The sequence below is a fragment of the Halosolutus gelatinilyticus genome, from assembly GCF_023028105.1.
GTDB classification, from domain to species: Archaea; Halobacteriota; Halobacteria; order Halobacteriales; family Natrialbaceae; genus Halosolutus; species Halosolutus gelatinilyticus.
Window position 1 is genome coordinate 3,816,877 of the sequence record NZ_CP095491.1, and the last position, 16,786, is coordinate 3,833,662.

The 16,786-nt window shown below is 64.6% G+C and carries 23 protein-coding genes and 2 tRNA genes; 20 read left to right on the forward strand and 5 right to left on the reverse strand.

All coding sequences use genetic code 11. From position 1 onward, the window contains the following. Nucleotides 1–16 precede the first annotated feature (16 nt). The gene (locus MUH00_RS18805; RefSeq protein ID WP_247001247.1) at nt 17–916 is read right to left on the reverse strand and encodes a DNA replication complex subunit Gins51; all 900 of its coding nucleotides are present in this window, start codon (nt 914–916) and stop codon (nt 17–19) included. Continuing rightward, on the reverse strand, nt 913–2,088 hold the full coding sequence (priS, locus tag MUH00_RS18810) for a DNA primase small subunit PriS (RefSeq protein ID WP_247001249.1): 1,176 nt from the start codon (nt 2,086–2,088) through the stop codon (nt 913–915). The genes MUH00_RS18805 and priS overlap by 4 nt, the downstream gene beginning before the upstream one ends. Before the next feature lie 144 nt (nt 2,089–2,232). Between priS and MUH00_RS18815 the strand changes: the two genes are divergently transcribed. Beyond that, the gene (locus tag MUH00_RS18815; protein ID WP_247001251.1) at nt 2,233–2,748 is read left to right on the forward strand and encodes an NUDIX hydrolase; all 516 of its coding nucleotides are present in this window, start codon (nt 2,233–2,235) and stop codon (nt 2,746–2,748) included. A gap of 11 nt (nt 2,749–2,759) precedes the next feature. Here MUH00_RS18815 and MUH00_RS18820 read toward each other — a convergent pair whose 3' ends face one another. Beyond that, nucleotides 2,760–3,236 (reverse strand): GNAT family N-acetyltransferase, encoded by a 477-nt coding sequence (locus tag MUH00_RS18820; protein ID WP_247001253.1) that lies wholly within the window; start codon nt 3,234–3,236, stop codon nt 2,760–2,762. A 179-nt stretch (nt 3,237–3,415) separates the two neighbouring features. Here MUH00_RS18820 and MUH00_RS18825 point away from each other — a divergent pair, with 179 nt between their 5' ends. The 3 genes from MUH00_RS18825 to MUH00_RS18835 all read left to right on the forward strand — a co-directional run bounded on the left by MUH00_RS18825 (nt 3,416) and on the right by MUH00_RS18835 (nt 6,664). Beyond that, nucleotides 3,416–3,856, forward strand: coding sequence for an archease (locus tag MUH00_RS18825; RefSeq protein ID WP_247001254.1), 441 nt, complete (start codon nt 3,416–3,418; stop codon nt 3,854–3,856). Between the two features lie 127 nt (nt 3,857–3,983). Beyond that, complete coding sequence (locus MUH00_RS18830; RefSeq protein WP_247001256.1) at nt 3,984–5,450, forward strand: RtcB family protein; 1,467 nt, start codon at nt 3,984–3,986, stop codon at nt 5,448–5,450. A 311-nt stretch (nt 5,451–5,761) separates the two neighbouring features. Next, nucleotides 5,762–6,664, forward strand: a complete 903-nt coding sequence (locus MUH00_RS18835; protein ID WP_247001258.1) for a glycosyltransferase — start codon at nt 5,762–5,764, stop codon at nt 6,662–6,664. Between the two features lie 212 nt (nt 6,665–6,876). Here the strand turns inward: MUH00_RS18835 and MUH00_RS18840 are convergent, their stop codons facing one another. Continuing rightward, nucleotides 6,877–7,089 (reverse strand): hypothetical protein, encoded by a 213-nt coding sequence (locus MUH00_RS18840; protein WP_247001259.1) that lies wholly within the window; start codon nt 7,087–7,089, stop codon nt 6,877–6,879. Nucleotides 7,090–7,140: 51 nt separating this feature from the next. Next, entirely contained in the window at nt 7,141–7,818 is a 678-nt protein-coding gene (locus tag MUH00_RS18845; RefSeq protein ID WP_247001261.1) for a helix-turn-helix domain-containing protein, read from the reverse strand. Nucleotides 7,819–8,056: 238 nt separating this feature from the next. On the opposite strand from MUH00_RS18845, the gene moaA reads away from it, so the two are divergent. From moaA to MUH00_RS18925, 16 genes are all read left to right on the forward strand, one after another. Continuing rightward, nucleotides 8,057–9,043, forward strand: a complete 987-nt coding sequence (gene moaA / locus MUH00_RS18850) for a GTP 3',8-cyclase MoaA (RefSeq protein WP_247001263.1) — start codon at nt 8,057–8,059, stop codon at nt 9,041–9,043. Nucleotides 9,044–9,224: 181 nt separating this feature from the next. Then, nucleotides 9,225–9,307: transfer RNA gene (locus MUH00_RS18855), tRNA-Ser, on the forward strand. Nucleotides 9,308–9,452: 145 nt separating this feature from the next. Next, complete coding sequence (locus MUH00_RS18860; protein ID WP_247001265.1) at nt 9,453–9,959, forward strand: 30S ribosomal protein S13; 507 nt, start codon at nt 9,453–9,455, stop codon at nt 9,957–9,959. Beyond that, nucleotides 9,959–10,480 (forward strand): 30S ribosomal protein S4, encoded by a 522-nt coding sequence (locus MUH00_RS18865; RefSeq protein WP_247001267.1) that lies wholly within the window; start codon nt 9,959–9,961, stop codon nt 10,478–10,480. Before MUH00_RS18860 ends, MUH00_RS18865 begins: the two co-directional genes overlap by 1 nt. 3 nt (nt 10,481–10,483) lie before the next feature. Further along, nucleotides 10,484–10,873, forward strand: a complete 390-nt coding sequence (locus MUH00_RS18870; RefSeq protein WP_066295959.1) for a 30S ribosomal protein S11 — start codon at nt 10,484–10,486, stop codon at nt 10,871–10,873. 3 nt (nt 10,874–10,876) lie between these two features. Then, nucleotides 10,877–11,626: a DNA-directed RNA polymerase subunit D gene (locus tag MUH00_RS18875; protein WP_247001269.1), complete on the forward strand. Its 750-nt coding sequence runs from the start codon at nt 10,877–10,879 to the stop codon at nt 11,624–11,626. A gap of 138 nt (nt 11,627–11,764) precedes the next feature. Continuing rightward, a tRNA-Leu gene (locus MUH00_RS18880) sits at nt 11,765–11,849 on the forward strand. Between the two features lie 83 nt (nt 11,850–11,932). Continuing rightward, a complete protein-coding gene (locus tag MUH00_RS18885; protein WP_247001271.1) occupies nt 11,933–12,286 on the forward strand; it encodes a 50S ribosomal protein L18e in 354 nt (117 codons plus the stop codon). After that, nucleotides 12,283–12,732, forward strand: coding sequence for a 50S ribosomal protein L13 (locus tag MUH00_RS18890; RefSeq protein WP_247001273.1), 450 nt, complete (start codon nt 12,283–12,285; stop codon nt 12,730–12,732). The genes MUH00_RS18885 and MUH00_RS18890 overlap by 4 nt, the downstream gene beginning before the upstream one ends. Continuing rightward, nucleotides 12,726–13,124, forward strand: coding sequence for a 30S ribosomal protein S9 (locus MUH00_RS18895; protein ID WP_247001275.1), 399 nt, complete (start codon nt 12,726–12,728; stop codon nt 13,122–13,124). The genes MUH00_RS18890 and MUH00_RS18895 overlap by 7 nt, the downstream gene beginning before the upstream one ends. A 12-nt stretch (nt 13,125–13,136) precedes the next feature. Next, on the forward strand, nt 13,137–13,331 hold the full coding sequence (locus tag MUH00_RS18900; RefSeq protein ID WP_247001277.1) for a DNA-directed RNA polymerase subunit N: 195 nt from the start codon (nt 13,137–13,139) through the stop codon (nt 13,329–13,331). Nucleotides 13,332–13,333: 2 nt separating this feature from the next. Beyond that, a complete protein-coding gene (locus MUH00_RS18905; protein WP_247001279.1) occupies nt 13,334–13,513 on the forward strand; it encodes a DNA-directed RNA polymerase subunit K in 180 nt (59 codons plus the stop codon). Continuing rightward, nucleotides 13,510–14,721, forward strand: a complete 1,212-nt coding sequence (eno, locus tag MUH00_RS18910; protein ID WP_247001281.1) for a phosphopyruvate hydratase — start codon at nt 13,510–13,512, stop codon at nt 14,719–14,721. Before MUH00_RS18905 ends, eno begins: the two co-directional genes overlap by 4 nt. Continuing rightward, nucleotides 14,718–15,503, forward strand: a complete 786-nt coding sequence (gene rpsB, locus MUH00_RS18915; RefSeq protein WP_247001283.1) for a 30S ribosomal protein S2 — start codon at nt 14,718–14,720, stop codon at nt 15,501–15,503. Before eno ends, rpsB begins: the two co-directional genes overlap by 4 nt. A 279-nt stretch (nt 15,504–15,782) precedes the next feature. After that, nucleotides 15,783–16,202, forward strand: coding sequence for a hypothetical protein (locus MUH00_RS18920; RefSeq protein WP_247001285.1), 420 nt, complete (start codon nt 15,783–15,785; stop codon nt 16,200–16,202). Nucleotides 16,203–16,231: 29 nt separating this feature from the next. Beyond that, nucleotides 16,232–16,642, forward strand: coding sequence for a hypothetical protein (locus MUH00_RS18925; RefSeq protein WP_247001287.1), 411 nt, complete (start codon nt 16,232–16,234; stop codon nt 16,640–16,642). The last annotated feature ends 144 nt before the right edge of the window (nt 16,643–16,786 follow it).

Genomic DNA, 16,786 nt, shown 5'->3' on the forward strand with positions numbered 1-16,786 from the left:
GCCGGCCCGCGGGCGATCAGTCGAGGGGTTCGGCGGCTTCCCGGTCGACCAGCGGGGTCGCGTTCTGTTCCGGGAGGGTAACCACGTCGTCCCGCGAGAGCGTGTACTCGCGGTCGTCGACGCCGAGGATCGACCCGATATCCTGGGTGATCCGGACGGTGAGCCGCTCGACGCCGTCGGCTCCGTCGTCGGTCGGACGCTCCGTATCGCATTCCGCCGCGTCGGCCGCCGACTCCGCGGTTGGTCCGTCCGTCAGGACCCCTTCGCGGCGATCGGGCGAGTCGGCGGCGGAATCGGAAGGGGCCGTCACCCCCTCGGTCGGCGCGTCCCCGCCCATCACGTCCGCCGGCGAAACGCCGCCCTCGCTGGACCCATCGGCGTGGGTTCGAGCGGGGTCGGTCGAGTTCGACGGGTCGGGTTCGTCGGACGGCGCCTCGGCCCGGTCGGACTCGGCGCCGCCCGCGGGCGCTCCCGCGCCGTCGATCGGATCCGTCGCAGCACCGGCGTCGGCGGGGTCGGCCGTCTCCTCGATGTCGTCGAGCGTGTCGAGCACTCGGCTCTTGTTCGACTGAATCCGATCGACGAGGTCCTCGAAGAGGTCCTGTTCCTCGGCGGTGAGGCCCTCGTCGTCCGCTGGCATTCCGGCGGCGGACAGACTGGCCTGCTTGACGAGTTTCCCCATGCGGCGCTCGTAGATGGCCTCGACGACGTCGCGGGCCGTCTCGATCTCGTCGGTGAGTCGACCGACTTCGGGCGAGGAGAACGGATCGGCGGCCCGCTCGGCGACGCGTTCGCGCTCGGCTTCCAGGTCGGCGATGTACTCGCCGACCTCCTGGTAGAACGAGGGGCGCAGGTTCTGGAGGCTGTCCTTCTGGCGCTCCTTGCTCTGTACCGTGCGCAACTCGTCTAAGTTCATTCTTTCTCCTTTTCGGCCCTGCCGCGCGCCATGAGAAACACGGCAACGTACTCCGGTAGTGACTGTTCACCCTCCGCGACTGTAAAACTATTCCCCCCGAGTTCGACCTCGCCGCCTCGGCTCACGTCGACGGTGATTTCGTGCCCCTTGAAGGTGTCCGGAACCGCGTCCACCAGCGGCTCGAAGTCGTCGATCTCGTCGCGATCGAGCCGCACCGTCTCGAGGCCGCTCCCGCCGTGGAGGCTGCCCGGCAGCCGGATGAGCCGGTTCGTGTCGGTGGTGACAGGCTCGTCGATCGGCGCGTTGTCGCGGTCGACGGCTTTCGCGGCGAAGCGCTCGGCGAGTTGGGCGACCGCGGTGTGGACGGTGACGTTGCCAGCCTCGAGTCCCTCGCGGTTGTTCCGGGCGGCGTTCAGGGTCGCCTGCGCCTTCCCGTCGCCGATGCCGTCGAACTCCTGGAGGCGCGCAAGGGCGTCGTCCTCGTCCATCTCGAGGAGATCGTCGACGAAGGCCATGAAGTGGTCGTGGATCCGCCCGCCCCAGCCCCCGTCGATCCGGAGCGTTCGCCGTTCGGTGGGCGTCCGCCGTCCGAGCCCCGCGACCGTCTCCGTTTCGATCAGTTCGTCGAAGTTCAGGCCGATCCCGCGGACGTAGTCGACGATCTCGCGGCGGTGCTCGCGATCGAGGTGCAGGACGTTCTCGTCGCGAACGTGCACGTGGTAGCCCCGCCCGCCCGAGAAGACGATCTCCAGGTCATCGAAGCCGAAGTCATCTTCGAGGAAGTCGAGCAGTCGGAACAGAGCGTCCTTGCAGGTGGCGAGCATCTCCGCGTAGGAGTCCTCGCCGAGGGTGACGTTCGGGAGGTGGTCGGCATCGAGGTCGAAGACAAGGTCCGCGGACTGCCAGTCCTTTTCGCCCATCGAACTCGCACCGGGATCGCGAAATCGCCCCGCGGAGAAGTAGACGTGTCGCGGACGCTTGCGGACGAGAAATTCGGAGAGTTCGCCGAGCTCCAGCAACGATCGGTGCCGTACCATCGTCGTCCCTGGCCCGTCCGTCCAGGGGATGAAGCCCCACTCGCGTTCGTTGGCCGCGGGCGGCGGCGTCAGCTCCGTCCGCCGGTAGTGGTCCCGAAATCGCCCCCGAAGATAGGCCCTCGTTCGCTCCTCCATACGCCTCGGGTACTCTCGAGTGTGGAAGTATAATCCTGCCGAATGACCCGATGTCGCGAGACCCGTTCCGAGCCGCGGCCGAACCGACTCGGCCGCGTTCGGTTCACCGGGATTTTGTAGCTCGGAAAATAACTTCGGCGGGTGATGGACTCCCTGTTCGATCCGGAACGGTTGCTGGACCGCGAGAACGTCGACGTCCGCGAGGAGACCCGCAACGTCACCCGATCGGAGTTCGAGACCGTTCGCGAAACCGTCGACAGCCACGTCGCGGTGGGCGTCACCAACGACGAGGGCGAGGTCCTCCTGGTCGACGACGGCTCGCACGGGTGGACGCTGGTCGCCGCTCCCGTCGAGTCCGGCGACGACTGGGTCGCGACCGGTCGTCGCGCGGTCGAAACCCTGATCGGAATCGACGTCGAACTCGATCGGCCGGAACGCCTCCGCCGCGTCGATTTCCACCCGGCCGACGACCCCGATCGGCGGACCACCATGTACAACGTCGTCTTTCGAGCGACGTCCGTGGCGAGGAGACCGGTCCCCGACGACGGCCCGGGGGCCGATCGGCCGGAGATCGGATGGTTCGATCGCGTTCCGGCGGATCAAGAAGGCGGCGTCGCGGACGATATTCGGCTATTCGTCGACAGCGACCGAGAACGGTAATCGCGGACTCGTCACCGCCGCATCAGATCCGAGATCCGATCGGTGATCCCGGCGTCTGCGCCGAGTTTCAGGTAGTAGGCGTCGCCGCCGTCCTCGTAGTAGCCGTCGATTCTGCGTTTGATCTCGAACCCGAGGCGTTCGTAGAACTGGAGGGCGTTCTCGTTGCTCGTCCGTGCGTGACACGTGACGGTGTCGTGTTCTTCGACGACGCGGGCGACGAGGCGCTTTCCGATCCCCTCGCCGCGACAGTCGGGCGAGACGGCCAGAAAGAGAATGTACCCGTCCCGTCGCACGGCCGCGAACCCCACGAGATCGGCATCCCGGACGTAACAGTGAACCTTCGAGCGGCGATAGGCGTCGGTAAAGAAATCGTACCGCTGCTTGAGGACGCCTTCTTCCCGGTTTATCCGCTCTTTGAGCTCCCACGCTTCGTCGACGAAGTCGTCACTGCCCGGGGTGACGACGCGACTGTCGATGTTGACGCTCACTACCATAGCCTACCATCGTCGCCAATATAATTCCACCGGCAGTTTCGACCCCGTAACGCGGGAGGGAACCCCTACGCAGTCTGTGATTCACCGCGGCCGGCACCGGCGCGAACGGTCCGAACCCGGAACCGTCGCGGAACCGACGGGCATACCTCGATTCGGCGCCACCGATCGAGCAGATGGGCTTCGAACTGCGAGCGCACACGGCGGACGTCGCGGTCGCGGCGACCGGCGAGTCGGTGTCCGACGTTTTCGCCGCCGTCGCGGACGGCCTCGCCGCCGCGACGTGCGACGAGATCCCGCCCGAACCGGACGATCGGTTCTCGGTCTCGGTTCGGGCAGAGAGCCGCGAGGCGTTACTGTTCGATTACCTCGACGAACTGGTCTACCTCCGGGACGTCAGGGGCGAGCTCCCGGTCGACAACCGCGTCGAGTCGATCGACGGCCCCGCGGCTGACGGCGATCGGACCGACGCCGACGAGTGGGTCCTCGAAGCCAGCGCCCGCGGCGTCCCGCTGGCGGCGGTCGACGCTCGCGAGGTGAAGGCTGTGACCTACTCCGAGATGCGTCTCGAGCGCGTCGACGGCGGGTGGGAGGCCTACGTCGTCTTCGACGTGTGATCGCCGCTCTGCCGGTCGGTCCCCGTGGCGCTCGCGATCGATCGGTGCTGTGGGCGATGGTGAGCGTGACTGGCGAGGGCGGATCGAGAGACGAACACCTTTCATCGTCGCGATCCCACGTTCACACATGAGCGAAGCCACGTTCGACGCGGACGGAATCACGCTCGAACAGGTGCGGGAGTACGTCTGGGAGATCCCCCAGGAGGACGGGATGCGCGCGCCGGCGCGGGTGCTGGCGAGCGAAGCGCTGCTCGAGCAGATCCAGGACGACAAGACGCTCGAGCAGATCAAAAACACGACCCACTTGCCGGGAATCACGAACTACGCGATCTGCATGCCCGACGGCCACCAGGGCTACGGCTTTCCTGTCGGCGGCGTCGGCGCGTTGGATGCCGAGAACGGCTGTATCTCGCCGGGAGCGGTCGGCTACGACATCAACTGCGGCGTCCGGATGATGCGGACGAACCTCACCTACGACGAGCTTCAGGGCCGGGAGGAGGAACTCGTCGACTCGCTGTTCGCGAACGTCCCCTCGGGACTGGGTGGGGGCGGCATCGTCGAGGCCGGCGTCGACGCCGTCGACGAGATCCTCGCCCGTGGGGTCGACTGGGCCCTCGAGAACGGCCACGCCGTCGAGGAGGACCTGTTGCACTGCGAGGACGAGGGGATGCGAGCGGGCGCCGACCCCTCGAAGGTGAGCCAGAAGGCCAAGGATCGCGGGAAGAACCAGATCGGCTCGCTCGGCTCGGGCAACCACTTCCTCGAAGTCCAGCGCGTGACGGACGTCTTCGACGACGAGGTCGGCGAGGCGTTCGGACTCGAGGAAGACCGAATCGTCATCCTGATCCACTGCGGCTCTCGCGGGCTGGGCCACCAGACGTGCAACGACTACCTGCGGAAGATCGAACAGCAACACCAGGGCCTGCTGAACCAGCTTCCGGACAAGGAGCTCGCGGCCGCGCCAGCCGGTTCGCAACTCGCCGAGGACTACTACGGCGCGATGAACGCCGCGATCAACTTCGCGTGGGTCAACCGCCAGCTGATCATGCACCGCACCCGACAGGTGTTCGAGCGGGTGTTCGATCGGTCCTGGGAGGAGATGGACATGCACCTCCTGTACGACGTGGCCCACAACATCGCGAAGAAAGAGGCACATACCGTCGACGGCGAGGAGCGCGAACTCTACGTCCACCGGAAGGGAGCTACGCGAGCGTTTCCGGCGGGCCATCCGGAGGTGCCGAAGGCCTACCGCGACGTCGGCCAGCCCGTGATCATCCCCGGCAGCATGGGCGCCGGCAGCTACGTGTTGCGCGGCGGCGAGAATTCGATGAACCTCACGTTCGGCTCGACGGCCCACGGCGCGGGTCGGCTGATGAGCCGCACGCAAGCGAAAAACGAGTACTGGGGCGGCGACGTCCAACAGCAGCTCCAGGAACAGGATCGGATCTACGTGAAGGCCCAGTCGGGCGCGACGGTCGCAGAGGAGGCGCCGGGGGTGTACAAAGACGTCGACGAAGTCGTCCGCGTCTCGGACGAACTCGGCATCGGCGACAAGGTGGCGCGGACGTTCCCGGTGTGTAACATCAAGGGCTGATCGGGAACTGACCGTTCGATTTCCCGAACGGGCCCGATCAGTCCAGGTCACCGGCACCAGCGGGAGGATACCGCAGTTTTCACGGAAAATTCGAGTACGCGCACTAGTACCGACGACGGACGTCGCTATCTGTCGAAGTCGCTTCGTGACGTGGTCAACTCATCGACCGCGACGATCGCCCGCCCTTCACCGGTTCCGGACATCTGCTCGAGGTGCTGACCGATGGGGAGCGTACCGTTGAATTAGCCGGGGCTAATTATTATGTTTGACTGTAGAAAAAGTATTTGGTCTGGCGAATTCGAGTGTGTTGTATGGCGAGCGTAATTCTCCCGACGGTTCGAAGGACATCGGCGATGGATTCCATTGTTGCTGGTCTTCGGGATACGGATGAACTATTCATCGTCTGTGATTCCGAGGACGATCCGATATGGACCGCCGCTCCGCCAGAGGCAGAAGTGATCGTCGCGGGGGACCCTGTCGGGTGTTCGGGGAAGGCGCACGCGCTTGCAACGGGTATGGAGCGGGCGACGAGCGAGATCATCGTCTGGTCCGATGACGATGTGGACCGCGACGACGATGGTGAGTGGCTCGAGCGACTAGTGGAACACGCGCGCAGAGACGGTGCAGCGACCGAAGTGCCGGTGTTCGTCGGGGATGGATTCTGGCCGCTTCTCGAGCCTGTGTTCGTGCTAACTGTGACGTATGACGTGCTCTCCGGGAGTCACGTCTGGGGTGGCGGTGTCGCGTTCGACCGGAATGTGATGGACGAGGAGCAGTTCCTCCGAAAATTGCGTAGTACCGTCGGTGACGACTACCTGCTCAGCGAATACCTCGACGATCCGTGGATCGATCGGGGCCACATTCGACGAGTCGAGGTATCGGGAACGCTTCGAGAGATCTACCATCGAGTGGTACGGTGGATCAAACCCGGGTACGTGTACCATCCCCTGGCGTTCACCGCGGGGATCGGCGTCTTTCTCGCGCTCGCCCTCGGTGCAGTCGTCTTCCCGCTGGCAGGGATCTCGATTACCACGCTCGTCGGGTTCTGGACGTATCGCGCGGCGAAAATCCGCCGCCCGTCCGTTTTCCTTTCGTACCCGTCGTTCATTCTATTGCCCATCCTCCTCGTGTTAGGTGCTGTTGCGCCGACGTTTCGATGGGGGAATCGAGAATACAGATGGCAGGGGAAGTTCGACGTTACGGTGTACTCGTGAGCGATACGGAACCGAGCCAAGGGCCGCGTCGTTGCCGGTAGATACGCACACCGATCCACCGACTGGTTCATCCCAGGCGGTGACCAACTGAGGTTTCAACGGCACTGTCGCATCGGAAATCGAATCGACCGCCTCCAGTGAAACGGAGTACGACGGCTATTCCGATCGGATCGAACTCGAAGAATTGGTCTGCTCATCGCCGCGTCCGATCGTCACTTCAACCGAAACGGATTGTCCTCGTCCTCGCCGTCCTCCTCGTCGCTCTCGTACGGTTTTCGCGCCGTGATCGTCACCGTCGCCTCGGGATCGTCCTCGTCGGCCCACGGGCTGTCGTACGCCGACAACTCGACGTCGGTCACGTCCCACCCTTCCTCCTCGACGAGTTCGACGAGTCGACGCTGATCTGCGAGCATATCGTCGTCCATATCCGCCGGTTCGTGATTGACGTGGGTAGGTGTTGTGCCCGCGGGTGCGATCTACGATCGATCTCCGTCCTGTCCACCGAGTTCGATCGCCTCCCCGACGAGCGCGCGGTGGGCCCGCCGGAGCCGTTCTGAGAGCGCCTGGTGGGAGATACCGAGTTCGTCGGCCAGCTCCTCCATATCAACGTTGCGAGGAATCTCGTAGTAACCTCGCTCGAGCGCCTGGACCAGCGTCTCGTACTGGGCGCTGGTCAACCCGTACCGGCCCTGGTGGGTCTCGTCGAGCTGGTGGATCTTCTCGACGTCGATCGAAATCCCCCGATCGGTCGCGAACTCGTAGGTGCGCGAGAGCGCGTCCCGTTCCGGGAAGAGGACGCGAAAGCGCCACCGTTTGTACTCGTCCTCGACCGTCGCGTCGAGTATCGTCGCCTTCTCTTCGGTCAGCATGTGGATCACGACGGTGACGTCGTCGATCCAGTTCATCCGGTACAGTCGCTCGTTTCCGAGGTCCGTCAGCAGTTCGGCCTCGTCGACCGTCGGATCGTCCCCGATCGCGTCGTCGACGGCCCCCAGCGTCGACTCGTCGGCGGCGAACCAGACGTAGGGCATGACGTACTCCGGATCGTACGCGACGACGCGTTCGATCTCGATGTCGACCCCCGACGACGCCTCGAGCGTTCGCCGAAGGGCGAACTCCTCGGCGGGGATCGTGAGTTCGGCGATCGTACTCATGGCGGATACTCGCACAACGCCCAGGACCAAGAGTGATACACTCGTCCCGTCTGCCGCCGTCGTCCAGGTCTCGGTTCCGCCGATCGGATCGGCGGGTGCGACCCGATCGACGACCGCTCGGCACCCGGCGCGATCGGCCGTGCGAGCGGCCCGAAAGACGCGATTCGAAACCGAAATCGGTTGCGAAAGGGCGGAAATGCCCGGCGCGTTTAAGCGGTTCCGACTGCAACTGAGCGGTATGCTCTCGGACGAGTTCGGGCGCGAGGTAACCGGGGTCCGGGTCTCGCTGACCGACCGTTGCAACTTCGACTGCGTCTACTGCCACAACGAGGGACTCGGAGATACGCGAGGGCCGATGGATCCACAGGACGACGAGATGTCGACCGACGACGTCGTTCGCTTCCTCGAGGTCGCGGCCGAGTTCGACGTCGACGCGGTGAAGTTCACCGGCGGTGAGCCGATGCTCCGACAGGACTTGGAGGAGATCATCGAACGGACCCCCGATCGGATGGAGGTTTCGCTTACGACCAACGGCACGTTCCTTCCGGGCCGCGCCGAGGCGCTCGTCGACGCGGGCCTCGAGCGCGTCAACGTCTCCCAGGACGCGCTCGATCCGAAGGATTTCGCCGAGATCACGAAAAGCGGCGCCTACGATCGAGTCATCGAGGGCGTCGAAGCGGCGCTCGACGCCGGCCTCGACCCGGTCAAACTCAACATGGTCGTCTTCGAACACACCGCGGGCTACGTTCCGGAGATGGTCGATCACGTCGCAGAAAACGAGGGCCTCCAGTTGCAGCTGATCGAATACATGCCCGAGTTGACCGGCAAGCCGGAGTGGAACATCGATATCGGGCGGGTTCACGACTGGCTCGCCGAACAGGCCGACGAGATCGAGCGCCGCGAGATGCACGATCGCAAGCGGTACTGGATCGGCGGAGGAAAAGGCGAGGGTGGCATGGTCGAAATCGTCGATCCCGTCGAGAACCCCACCTTCTGTGCGAACTGCCACCGCGTCCGCGTCACCCACGAGGGCTACTTGAAGGGATGTCTCAACCGCAACGACGACCTCCGGCCGATGGGCGAGATGACCAAACCCGAAATTCGCGAGGCGTTCCGCGAGACGGTCGCAAACCGGGTTCCCTACTACGGCGAATACATGGTCCGGAACGGCGACGGCGAGTGGGAACTGAACGAGAAGTACATCGACGATTACGCGGAGGTCTGATCGCGCGATCGATCCTCGCGATCTGTCGAGCTTCTTCGATCGCACCTCGGTCGGCATGCGAGTCCGGCAGGGAGCTGCGAGGTTTCGTTGGGCTTAAGTACCCTACGGGGGTACGTTCGAGTGCGATACGTGTAGGGGATTGCGATCCCCGAGTCCGCGAGGGCGACGATAGAGACACGGTGTCGTGGTAGCCAAGCGGCCCAAGGCGCATGGTTGCTAACCATGTGGCGTCAAGCCTCCGGGGTTCGAATCCCCGCCACGACGTCGGATACACAGAACTGTCGGACAAACCGGTTCACGCCCGATCGGATGCGATCGGGCGTTCACTGACGTTTGTTCGACAGTACGGCTGGCGTTTTCCGTCGGCCGAACTTGCAACGCGCGCAGACCAGACACACATACACGATACATGAGTGCTGAAGAACCTCAAGAACAAGAGGACGAGGACATTCGATACTTCGTCCGCATCGGGCAAACCGACCTCGACGGCACGAAGTCCGTCGAGCGCTCGCTGTCGGAGATGAACGGGATCGGTCGTCGAACCGCCCGGCTCATCGCCGAGAAAGCGGGCGTCGATCGAACGGCGACGTTCGGTCGACTCGACGATGACGTCATCGACGAGGTCGTCGAAGTCGTAGAGAACTACGCCGAGGAAGTCCCGGACTGGCTCAACAACCGCCAGGACGACTTTTACTCCGGCGAAACGACCCACGAGATCGGCAACGATCTCCAGCTGACGCGCCAGCACGACATCAACCGGATGAAGATGATCGACTCCTACAAGGGCGTCCGTCACAAGCGCGGCCAGAAGGTTCGCGGGCAGCGGACCAAGTCCACGGGTCGTACCGAGGGTACCATCGGCGTCAACGTCGAAGAGATCCGCGAAGAGGAAGCCGCAGAGGAGGACGGTGAATAATGCCGCTCGGAACCGACACCAAGCAGTACGAGACGCCGAACCACCCCTACCAGGGCGAGCGCATCGCAAGCGAGCACTCGCTGGTCGATCGCTACGGCCTGAAGAACAAGGAAGAACTCTGGCGAGCCCAGTCGCAGCTTCGCTCCTACCGGCGTGAGGCCCGCGACCTGCTCGGACAGGCCCAGGACGACGAGACCGTCGTTCGCCGCTCCGAGGAGTTCCTCGGTCGGCTCAAGCGCGTCGGCATCCTCGACGAGGCCGACGACCTCGGCGACGTCCTGTCGCTCGAGATCGAGGACGTCCTCGAGCGCCGTCTCCAGACGGTCGTCTACCGCAAGGGGCTGGCACACACCACCCAGCAGGCCCGCCAGTTCATCACCCACGGCCACATCGTCGTCGACGGCCAGCGACACCGCATTCCGTCGTACGTCGTCGACGTCGACGAGGAGGACCTCGTGGCCTTCGACGAGAACAGTCCGCTCGCGGACGAACTTCACCCCGAACGCGCGGAGGGTCAGTAAACCATGAGCCAGGACGACGACAAGTGGGGCATCGCCCACGTGCACGCATCGTTCAACAACACCGTCATGACCGTGACCGACCTCACGGGCGCGGAGACGATCGCCAAGTCCTCCGGCGGGACGGCGGTCAAGCAGAACCGCGACGAGGCGTCGCCGTACGCGGCCATGCAGATGGCCGAGTCCGTCGCCGAGGAGGTCAAGGCCGCCGGCATCACGGGCTTGCACGTTCGCGTGCGCGGCCCCGGCGGCAACCTCCAGAAGTCCCCCGGCCCCGGCGCGCAGGCGACGATCCGCGCGCTCGCTCGCTCGGGCATCGAGATCGGTCGCATCGAGGACGTCACGCCGATCCCGCACGACGGATCGCGCGCTCCGAAAGGCAAGGGCGGCTACTAGACCATGACGGAAGAGTACGACGTCGAGTTCGTCGAACGCGGGGATCGCGAAGCGCGGTTCCTCGTCCGAGGAGTGACGCCCGCCTTCGCCAACGGCATCCGTCGCGCGATGATCGCCGACGTGCCGACGATGGCGATCGACACCGTCCGCTTCGTCGAGAACTCGTCGGTCATGTTCGACGAACAACTCGCCCTCCGATTCGGCCTCGTCCCGCTGACGACGCCGCCGGAAGGGGAGTTCGCCGAAGACGACGTCGTCACGCTCTCGATCGACGTCGAAGGGCCGGCGACCGCCTACTCGGGTGATCTCGTCTCGAGCGACGAGCTCGTCCAGCCCGCCGACGAGAACATTCCGATCATCGATCTGAAGGACGGTCAGCGGCTCGAAGCCGAGGCCGACGCCACCCTCGATCGCGGGAAGAACCACGCGAAACACCAGGGCGGCGTCGCGGTCGGCTACCGGCATCTCCAGCGCGTGGAGGTCGTCGACGACCTGCCCGAGTTCGAGGATCAGGAGTCCCAGATCGTCCGCGGCGTCGTCGAAGCGGACGGCGAACTCGTGCCGACCAGCGAGTTCGACAACGACCTCTCGAACCGCTACCCGGACAAGGAGGTCCGGGTCGAGGACGTCCCGAACGCCTTCGTCTTCCACGTGGAGACGGACGGCTCGTTCAGCGTCGAGGAGCTGGTCACGCGGGCCGCCGACTCGATCGAGGCGCGTGCGACCGAACTCGAAGAAGCAGTACAGCTATAATCATGCACCGACGCCCCCGAACCCGATCGACGAACGCCGACGCGCCGCTCGCCAGCGCCGTGAGTCGCGAGACTGGCGACCGGTCGGCAGCCGGAATCGAAAGGGGTTTGAAGGGGCGGCGGGTAGACGGAAGTGCACGCAGGGATAGCCAAGTCTGGCCAACGGCGCAGCGTTCAGGGCGCTGTCTCGTAGGAGTCCGCAGGTTCAAATCCTGCTCCCTGCATTCACTTCTGATCGAACGATCTCGTACTCGGCAGCGTCTCCTCGCGTCGCCGAGTCGCAGTATGCAGTATTCGGAGGAAACCAATGAGTAGCAAGACTAACCCAAGGCTCAACGATCTTATCGCCGAGCTGAAGTCGACGTCCCGCGAAACGGACGCCGACGTGTGGCGAGACGTCGCCGATCGACTCGAGAAGCCCCGGCGCACCCACGCAGAGGTGAACCTGGGCCGTATCGAGCGATACGCGCGCGAAGACGAGACCGTCGTCGTTCCCGGCAAGGTGCTGGGTTCCGGCGCACTCCAGAAGAACGTCACCGTCGCCGCCGTCGACTTCAGTTCCTCGGCGGAGACGAAAATCGAACAGGTCGGCGAACCGGTACCGCTCGAGCAGGTGCTCGAAGAAAATCCAGACGGATCCGGCGTACGGGTGATCCGATGAGTATCGCAGAGTTCGATGCGGACGTCGTCGTCGACGCCCGCGACTGCATCCTCGGTCGCGTCGCCAGCGAAGTCGCCCAGCGCGCGCTCGACGGCGAGCGCGTCGCGATCGTCAACGCCGAGGACGCGGTCATCACCGGCGACAAGGAAGACATCTTCGAGACGTACCGAACGCGAATCCAGCTCGGCTCCGACAGCGGGCCGTACTACCCGCGCCGTCCGGACACGATCTTCAAGCGCTCGGTCCGCGGCATGCTCCCGTACAAGAAGCCCCGCGGCCGCGAGGCGCTCGACAGCGTTCGCGTCTACGTCGGCAACCCCTACGCGGACGACGACGATCTCGAGGCCGAGGTGCTCGAGGGCACGTCGCTGGATCGCCTGTCGAATATCCGCTTCGTCCACCTGGGCGAAGTCTCCGAACAACTCGGTGCTAACGTCACATGGTAACCAACACGAGTGGCAAGAAGAAGACGGCCGTCGCTCGCGCCACCGTTCACGAGGGCGAAGGGCGCGTGCGAATCAACTCCAAGCCGGTCGAACTGGTGGAACCCGAGATGTCCCGTCTCAAGATGCTCGAACCGTTCCGCATCGTCGGCGAAGACCTGCGCGGCGAGATGGACATCGACGTCCGCGTCGAGGGCGGCGGCATCAGCGGCCAGGCCGACGCCGTCCGCACCGCCATCGCACGCGGGATCGTCCAGCACACGAACGACGCCGAACTCCGCGACGCGTTCATGGAGTTCGACCGATCGCTGCTGGTCAACGACGTTCGCCAGTCCGAACCGAAAAAGTGGGGCGGCCCGGGCGCTCGGGCGCGCTACCAGAAGTCCTACCGCTAAGGTGATCAGATCATGATGGTACCGGTCCGGTGTTTCACCTGTGGTAACGTCGTCGGCGAACACTGGGAGGAGTTCGACGAACGAGCTAACCAGGGCGACGAGGACCCTCAAGCGGTCCTCGACGAACTGGGCGTCGATCGCTACTGCTGTCGGCGCATGCTCGTCTCGCACACCGACCTGGTCGACATCGTCGCGCCGTACCAGTAAGCATGCAACAGGAACACCACAACCGCTACGAGAAAGCACGCATCCTCGGCGCACGAGCGCTGCAAGTGTCCTACGGCGCCCCGGTGTTGACGGAGACGCAGCAGACCGAGCCGATCCTGATCGCCGCCGAAGAGTACGACGCCGGCGTGTTGCCCTTCACCGTTAAACGAGGGTCGCAATGACGCTGATTACCGACATCCGACTCCGTCGCATCCTCGACTCGCGGGGCAACCCCACCGTCGAGGCCGACGTACTGACCGAGAGCGGTGGCTTCGGCCGCGCCGCGGCGCCGAGCGGCGCCAGCACCGGCGAGTACGAAGCCATCGAACGACCGCCGACGGAAGCGATCGCCGCGGCCCGCGAGCACGCCGTGCCGCGGCTCGTGGGCGAGGCCTACGCGGGCAACCAGCGCGAGGTCGACGCCATCCTGCGCGCCGCGGACGGCACCGACGACTTCTCCGAGATCGGCGCCAACAGCGCGGTCGCCATCTCGATGGCCGCCGCCAAGGCGGGCGCTGACGTCCTCGGCGCGCCGCTGTTCCAGCACCTCGGCGGTGCCTTCCGGGGCGAGAACTTCCCCACGCCGCTCGGGAACGTCGTCGGCGGCGGCGAACACGCCGCCGACGCGACCGACATCCAGGAGTTCCTGGCGGCTCCCGTCGGCGCCCCGAGCGTCCAGGACGCCGTCTTCGCGAACGCCGCCGTCCACGCGGCCGTCGCGGACCTCCTCGAGGAGCGCGGCCACCCCAGCGGCAAGGGCGACGAGGGCGCGTGGGCGCCGTCGATCGACGACGCCGAGGCGTTCGAGATCGTCGACGAAGCCGTCTCGACGGTCGAGGACGACGTCGGCTTCGAGATCCGCTTCGGGCTCGACGTCGCGGCCGCCGAGATGTACGACGCCGACTCGGAAACCTACGAGTACGAGTCCGCCGGTGTCAGTCGCGATACCGACGAGCAGATCGAGTACATCGCCGACCTCGTCGACGAGTACGATCTGGTCTACGTCGAAGACCCGCTCGACGAGAACGACTACGACGCGTTCGCCGAACTCACCGACGAGGTCGGCGATCGGACGCTGATCTGCGGCGACGACCTGTTCGTCACCAACACGGACCGACTCGAGGACGGGATCGAGAAGGGAGCGGCTAACAGCATCCTGATCAAGCCCAACCAGATCGGAACGCTGACCGACGCCTTCGACGCGATCGAGCTCGCGACCGAGAACGGCTACGACTCGGTCATCTCCCACCGCTCGGGCGAGACGGAGGACACGACGATCGCACACCTCGCCGTCGCGACCGACGCGCCGTTCATCAAGACCGGCGCCGTCGGCGGCGAGCGAACCGCAAAGCTCAACGAGCTCATCAGAATCGCAGACGACGCGACATGACAGACAACGACGCATCCCAGGAGGGGCTCGACGCCGCCGAGTCGGAGATCGACGAGGAGCCAGCCGAAGGGGCTGGCCCCGCCGCCGACCAGAACGGCGCCGAGCCCGTAGACGAACAGCCCGCCGAGGCGACTGACGCCGAGGCCGACGCAGACGAGGACGAGGGCCCCACGCTCGACGACGACGTAATGAGCGACGAGGAGGCCGACCTGCTGATCCCCGTCGAGGACTACCTCGGCGCCGGCGTCCACATCGGTACCCAGCAGAAGACCGAGGACATGGAGCGGTTCATCCACCGCGTCCGCACCGACGGTCTCTACGTGCTGGACGTCTCGAAGACGGACCAGCGCATCCGCACGGCCGCGGACTTCCTCTCGAATTACACCCCCGAGCAGATCCTCGTCACCTCCAGCCGGCAGTACGGTCGGTTCCCCGCCGAGAAGTTCGCCGAGGCCGTGGGCGCTCGCGCCCGCACCGGCCGCTTCATCCCCGGCACGCTGACGAATCCGAAGTACGACGGCTACATCGAACCCGACGTCGTCGTCGTCACCGACCCGATCGGCGACGCCCAGGCCGTCAAGGAAGCGATCACGGTCGGCATCCCGGTCATCGCGATGTGCGACTCGAACAACCAGACCAGCAACGTCGACCTCGTCGTTCCGACGAACAACAAGGGTCGCAAGGCCCTCTCGGTCGTCTACTGGCTGCTCGCCAACGAAGTCCTCGATCGCCGCGGCGCCGAGCCGTCGTACTCGCTCGAGGACTTCGAGAGCATGGTGTAGGGGCTGTTCGGAAGATTTGGCACTCGTTTTGTTCCGATAGGGTCTTTCCGTCGAGACTGGATGCTCGCCCACCCCAGAGCGATAGCGATACTCTTCGACCTGCCGCGAATACACGCGATATACGTCTCAGAAGTGATGAACGCGAAATATTGAATCGACGATCTGCACTATACTATTTTCAATTTAGTAATATACTTACACTAGATCGTGCTGATTTGACACATGGGATCGACTATCCGTCGGCCACCGCTCACGCGTATTACTGCTTTACTCGGAGGGATGGGCATTGCCGTCGGGATAGCGCTACTCGTGATCCTCTATGCGTCCCCGGTCAGCAACTCCTTCGCTACCGGACTCGGGGCCATTTTTGCGGTAGGATATGTAATTACGGGAGTCCTGGCGCTCGGTGAGGCGCTGATATATCGTGTTATAACTGCCAAGAGGGATCGGAGCGTATGGACGCGTCGACTTGTAACGGCGGGCGCGGTCGCGGGAAGCCTCTCGGTGGCCGCACTCGTTTGTCCGTTCTCGATCGCTATCGCCGGTATCCTGACGGGCCATCACTTTTCCGTCGGGGGTGATTATCTACTGGGGATCGGGATCTGGCTCGTACCGGCGGGCGTCGTCTGTTCTGGGCTCGGTGTCGTGTTGAGTCTCGTCGAGAGAATGCGATCGTCGCCTTCTCGTTCCGGCCGATGAGTCCCGTTCCACCCATGAGCCGTCGAACGATGGTCATTCTTGTCAGCGTCCTTGCCTGTACGCTCCTCCTCGGCGGCTGTCTCGGAGATCGGGAGTACACGGCAACGGTCAGCGAGCCGGAGACGGGCGAGGTAATCGACGACGTTTCCGTTTCCGAGATCAACTCGTTCGACGGCACCCGACTCCAGTTGCACTACTCCATCGACGATCCGAAACGTCGGTCGTATCGCCTCTACGTCTACGAGCAGGAGAACGGATCGTATGAGTACAACGACCAGTACCCGCTCGACCCGACTGAACGGATGCTGGAAGTTTTCGTTTCGATTCCGCTTTCGTACGCCGACGAAACCGCGATACAGGAACAACTGCGCGTGGTCCGAGGGGAGAACGGCACCGTGGTCGATAGCGTTACGGTGACCGTCAAGCTGGGCGAGTCGTAGCGTTTCTCGAACCGGTTTTCCCGCTCCTAATGCGGGGCAGGACCGTCTGCCGTGCGCTCTACCACAGCGGTGGTTCGTGGCGAACTCGTTTCAGTCGATCGCACCGGTCGTAACCGGAGTGGAAAGAGTTACCTGCCGACAGGT

Bases quoted from the DNA above. Each gene is read 5' to 3' on its own strand.
- moaA (WP_247001263.1), top strand. From the start codon at position 8,057: ATGCTCTCGGACGAGTTCGGGCGCGAGGTAACCGGGGTCCGGGTCTCG.
- MUH00_RS18815 (WP_247001251.1), top strand. From the start codon at position 2,233: ATGGACTCCCTGTTCGATCCGGAACGGTTGCTGGACCGCGAGAACGTC.
- MUH00_RS18830 (WP_247001256.1), top strand. From the start codon at position 3,984: ATGAGCGAAGCCACGTTCGACGCGGACGGAATCACGCTCGAACAGGTG.
- MUH00_RS18860 (WP_247001265.1), top strand. From the start codon at position 9,453: ATGAGTGCTGAAGAACCTCAAGAACAAGAGGACGAGGACATTCGATAC.
- MUH00_RS18920 (WP_247001285.1), top strand. From the start codon at position 15,783: ATGGGCATTGCCGTCGGGATAGCGCTACTCGTGATCCTCTATGCGTCC.
- MUH00_RS18905 (WP_247001279.1), top strand. From the start codon at position 13,334: ATGCAACAGGAACACCACAACCGCTACGAGAAAGCACGCATCCTCGGC.
- MUH00_RS18840 (WP_247001259.1), bottom strand. From the start codon at position 7,089: ATGGACGACGATATGCTCGCAGATCAGCGTCGACTCGTCGAACTCGTC.
- MUH00_RS18835 (WP_247001258.1), top strand. From the start codon at position 5,762: ATGGCGAGCGTAATTCTCCCGACGGTTCGAAGGACATCGGCGATGGAT.
- MUH00_RS18865 (WP_247001267.1), top strand. From the start codon at position 9,959: ATGCCGCTCGGAACCGACACCAAGCAGTACGAGACGCCGAACCACCCC.
- MUH00_RS18870 (WP_066295959.1), top strand. From the start codon at position 10,484: ATGAGCCAGGACGACGACAAGTGGGGCATCGCCCACGTGCACGCATCG.
- MUH00_RS18890 (WP_247001273.1), top strand. From the start codon at position 12,283: ATGAGTATCGCAGAGTTCGATGCGGACGTCGTCGTCGACGCCCGCGAC.
- MUH00_RS18925 (WP_247001287.1), top strand. From the start codon at position 16,232: ATGGTCATTCTTGTCAGCGTCCTTGCCTGTACGCTCCTCCTCGGCGGC.
- rpsB (WP_247001283.1), top strand. From the start codon at position 14,718: ATGACAGACAACGACGCATCCCAGGAGGGGCTCGACGCCGCCGAGTCG.
- MUH00_RS18895 (WP_247001275.1), top strand. From the start codon at position 12,726: ATGGTAACCAACACGAGTGGCAAGAAGAAGACGGCCGTCGCTCGCGCC.
- MUH00_RS18875 (WP_247001269.1), top strand. From the start codon at position 10,877: ATGACGGAAGAGTACGACGTCGAGTTCGTCGAACGCGGGGATCGCGAA.
- MUH00_RS18885 (WP_247001271.1), top strand. From the start codon at position 11,933: ATGAGTAGCAAGACTAACCCAAGGCTCAACGATCTTATCGCCGAGCTG.
- MUH00_RS18845 (WP_247001261.1), bottom strand. From the start codon at position 7,818: ATGAGTACGATCGCCGAACTCACGATCCCCGCCGAGGAGTTCGCCCTT.
- MUH00_RS18900 (WP_247001277.1), top strand. From the start codon at position 13,137: ATGATGGTACCGGTCCGGTGTTTCACCTGTGGTAACGTCGTCGGCGAA.
- MUH00_RS18825 (WP_247001254.1), top strand. From the start codon at position 3,416: ATGGGCTTCGAACTGCGAGCGCACACGGCGGACGTCGCGGTCGCGGCG.
- priS (WP_247001249.1), bottom strand. From the start codon at position 2,088: ATGGAGGAGCGAACGAGGGCCTATCTTCGGGGGCGATTTCGGGACCAC.
- eno (WP_247001281.1), top strand. From the start codon at position 13,510: ATGACGCTGATTACCGACATCCGACTCCGTCGCATCCTCGACTCGCGG.
- MUH00_RS18805 (WP_247001247.1), bottom strand. From the start codon at position 916: ATGAACTTAGACGAGTTGCGCACGGTACAGAGCAAGGAGCGCCAGAAG.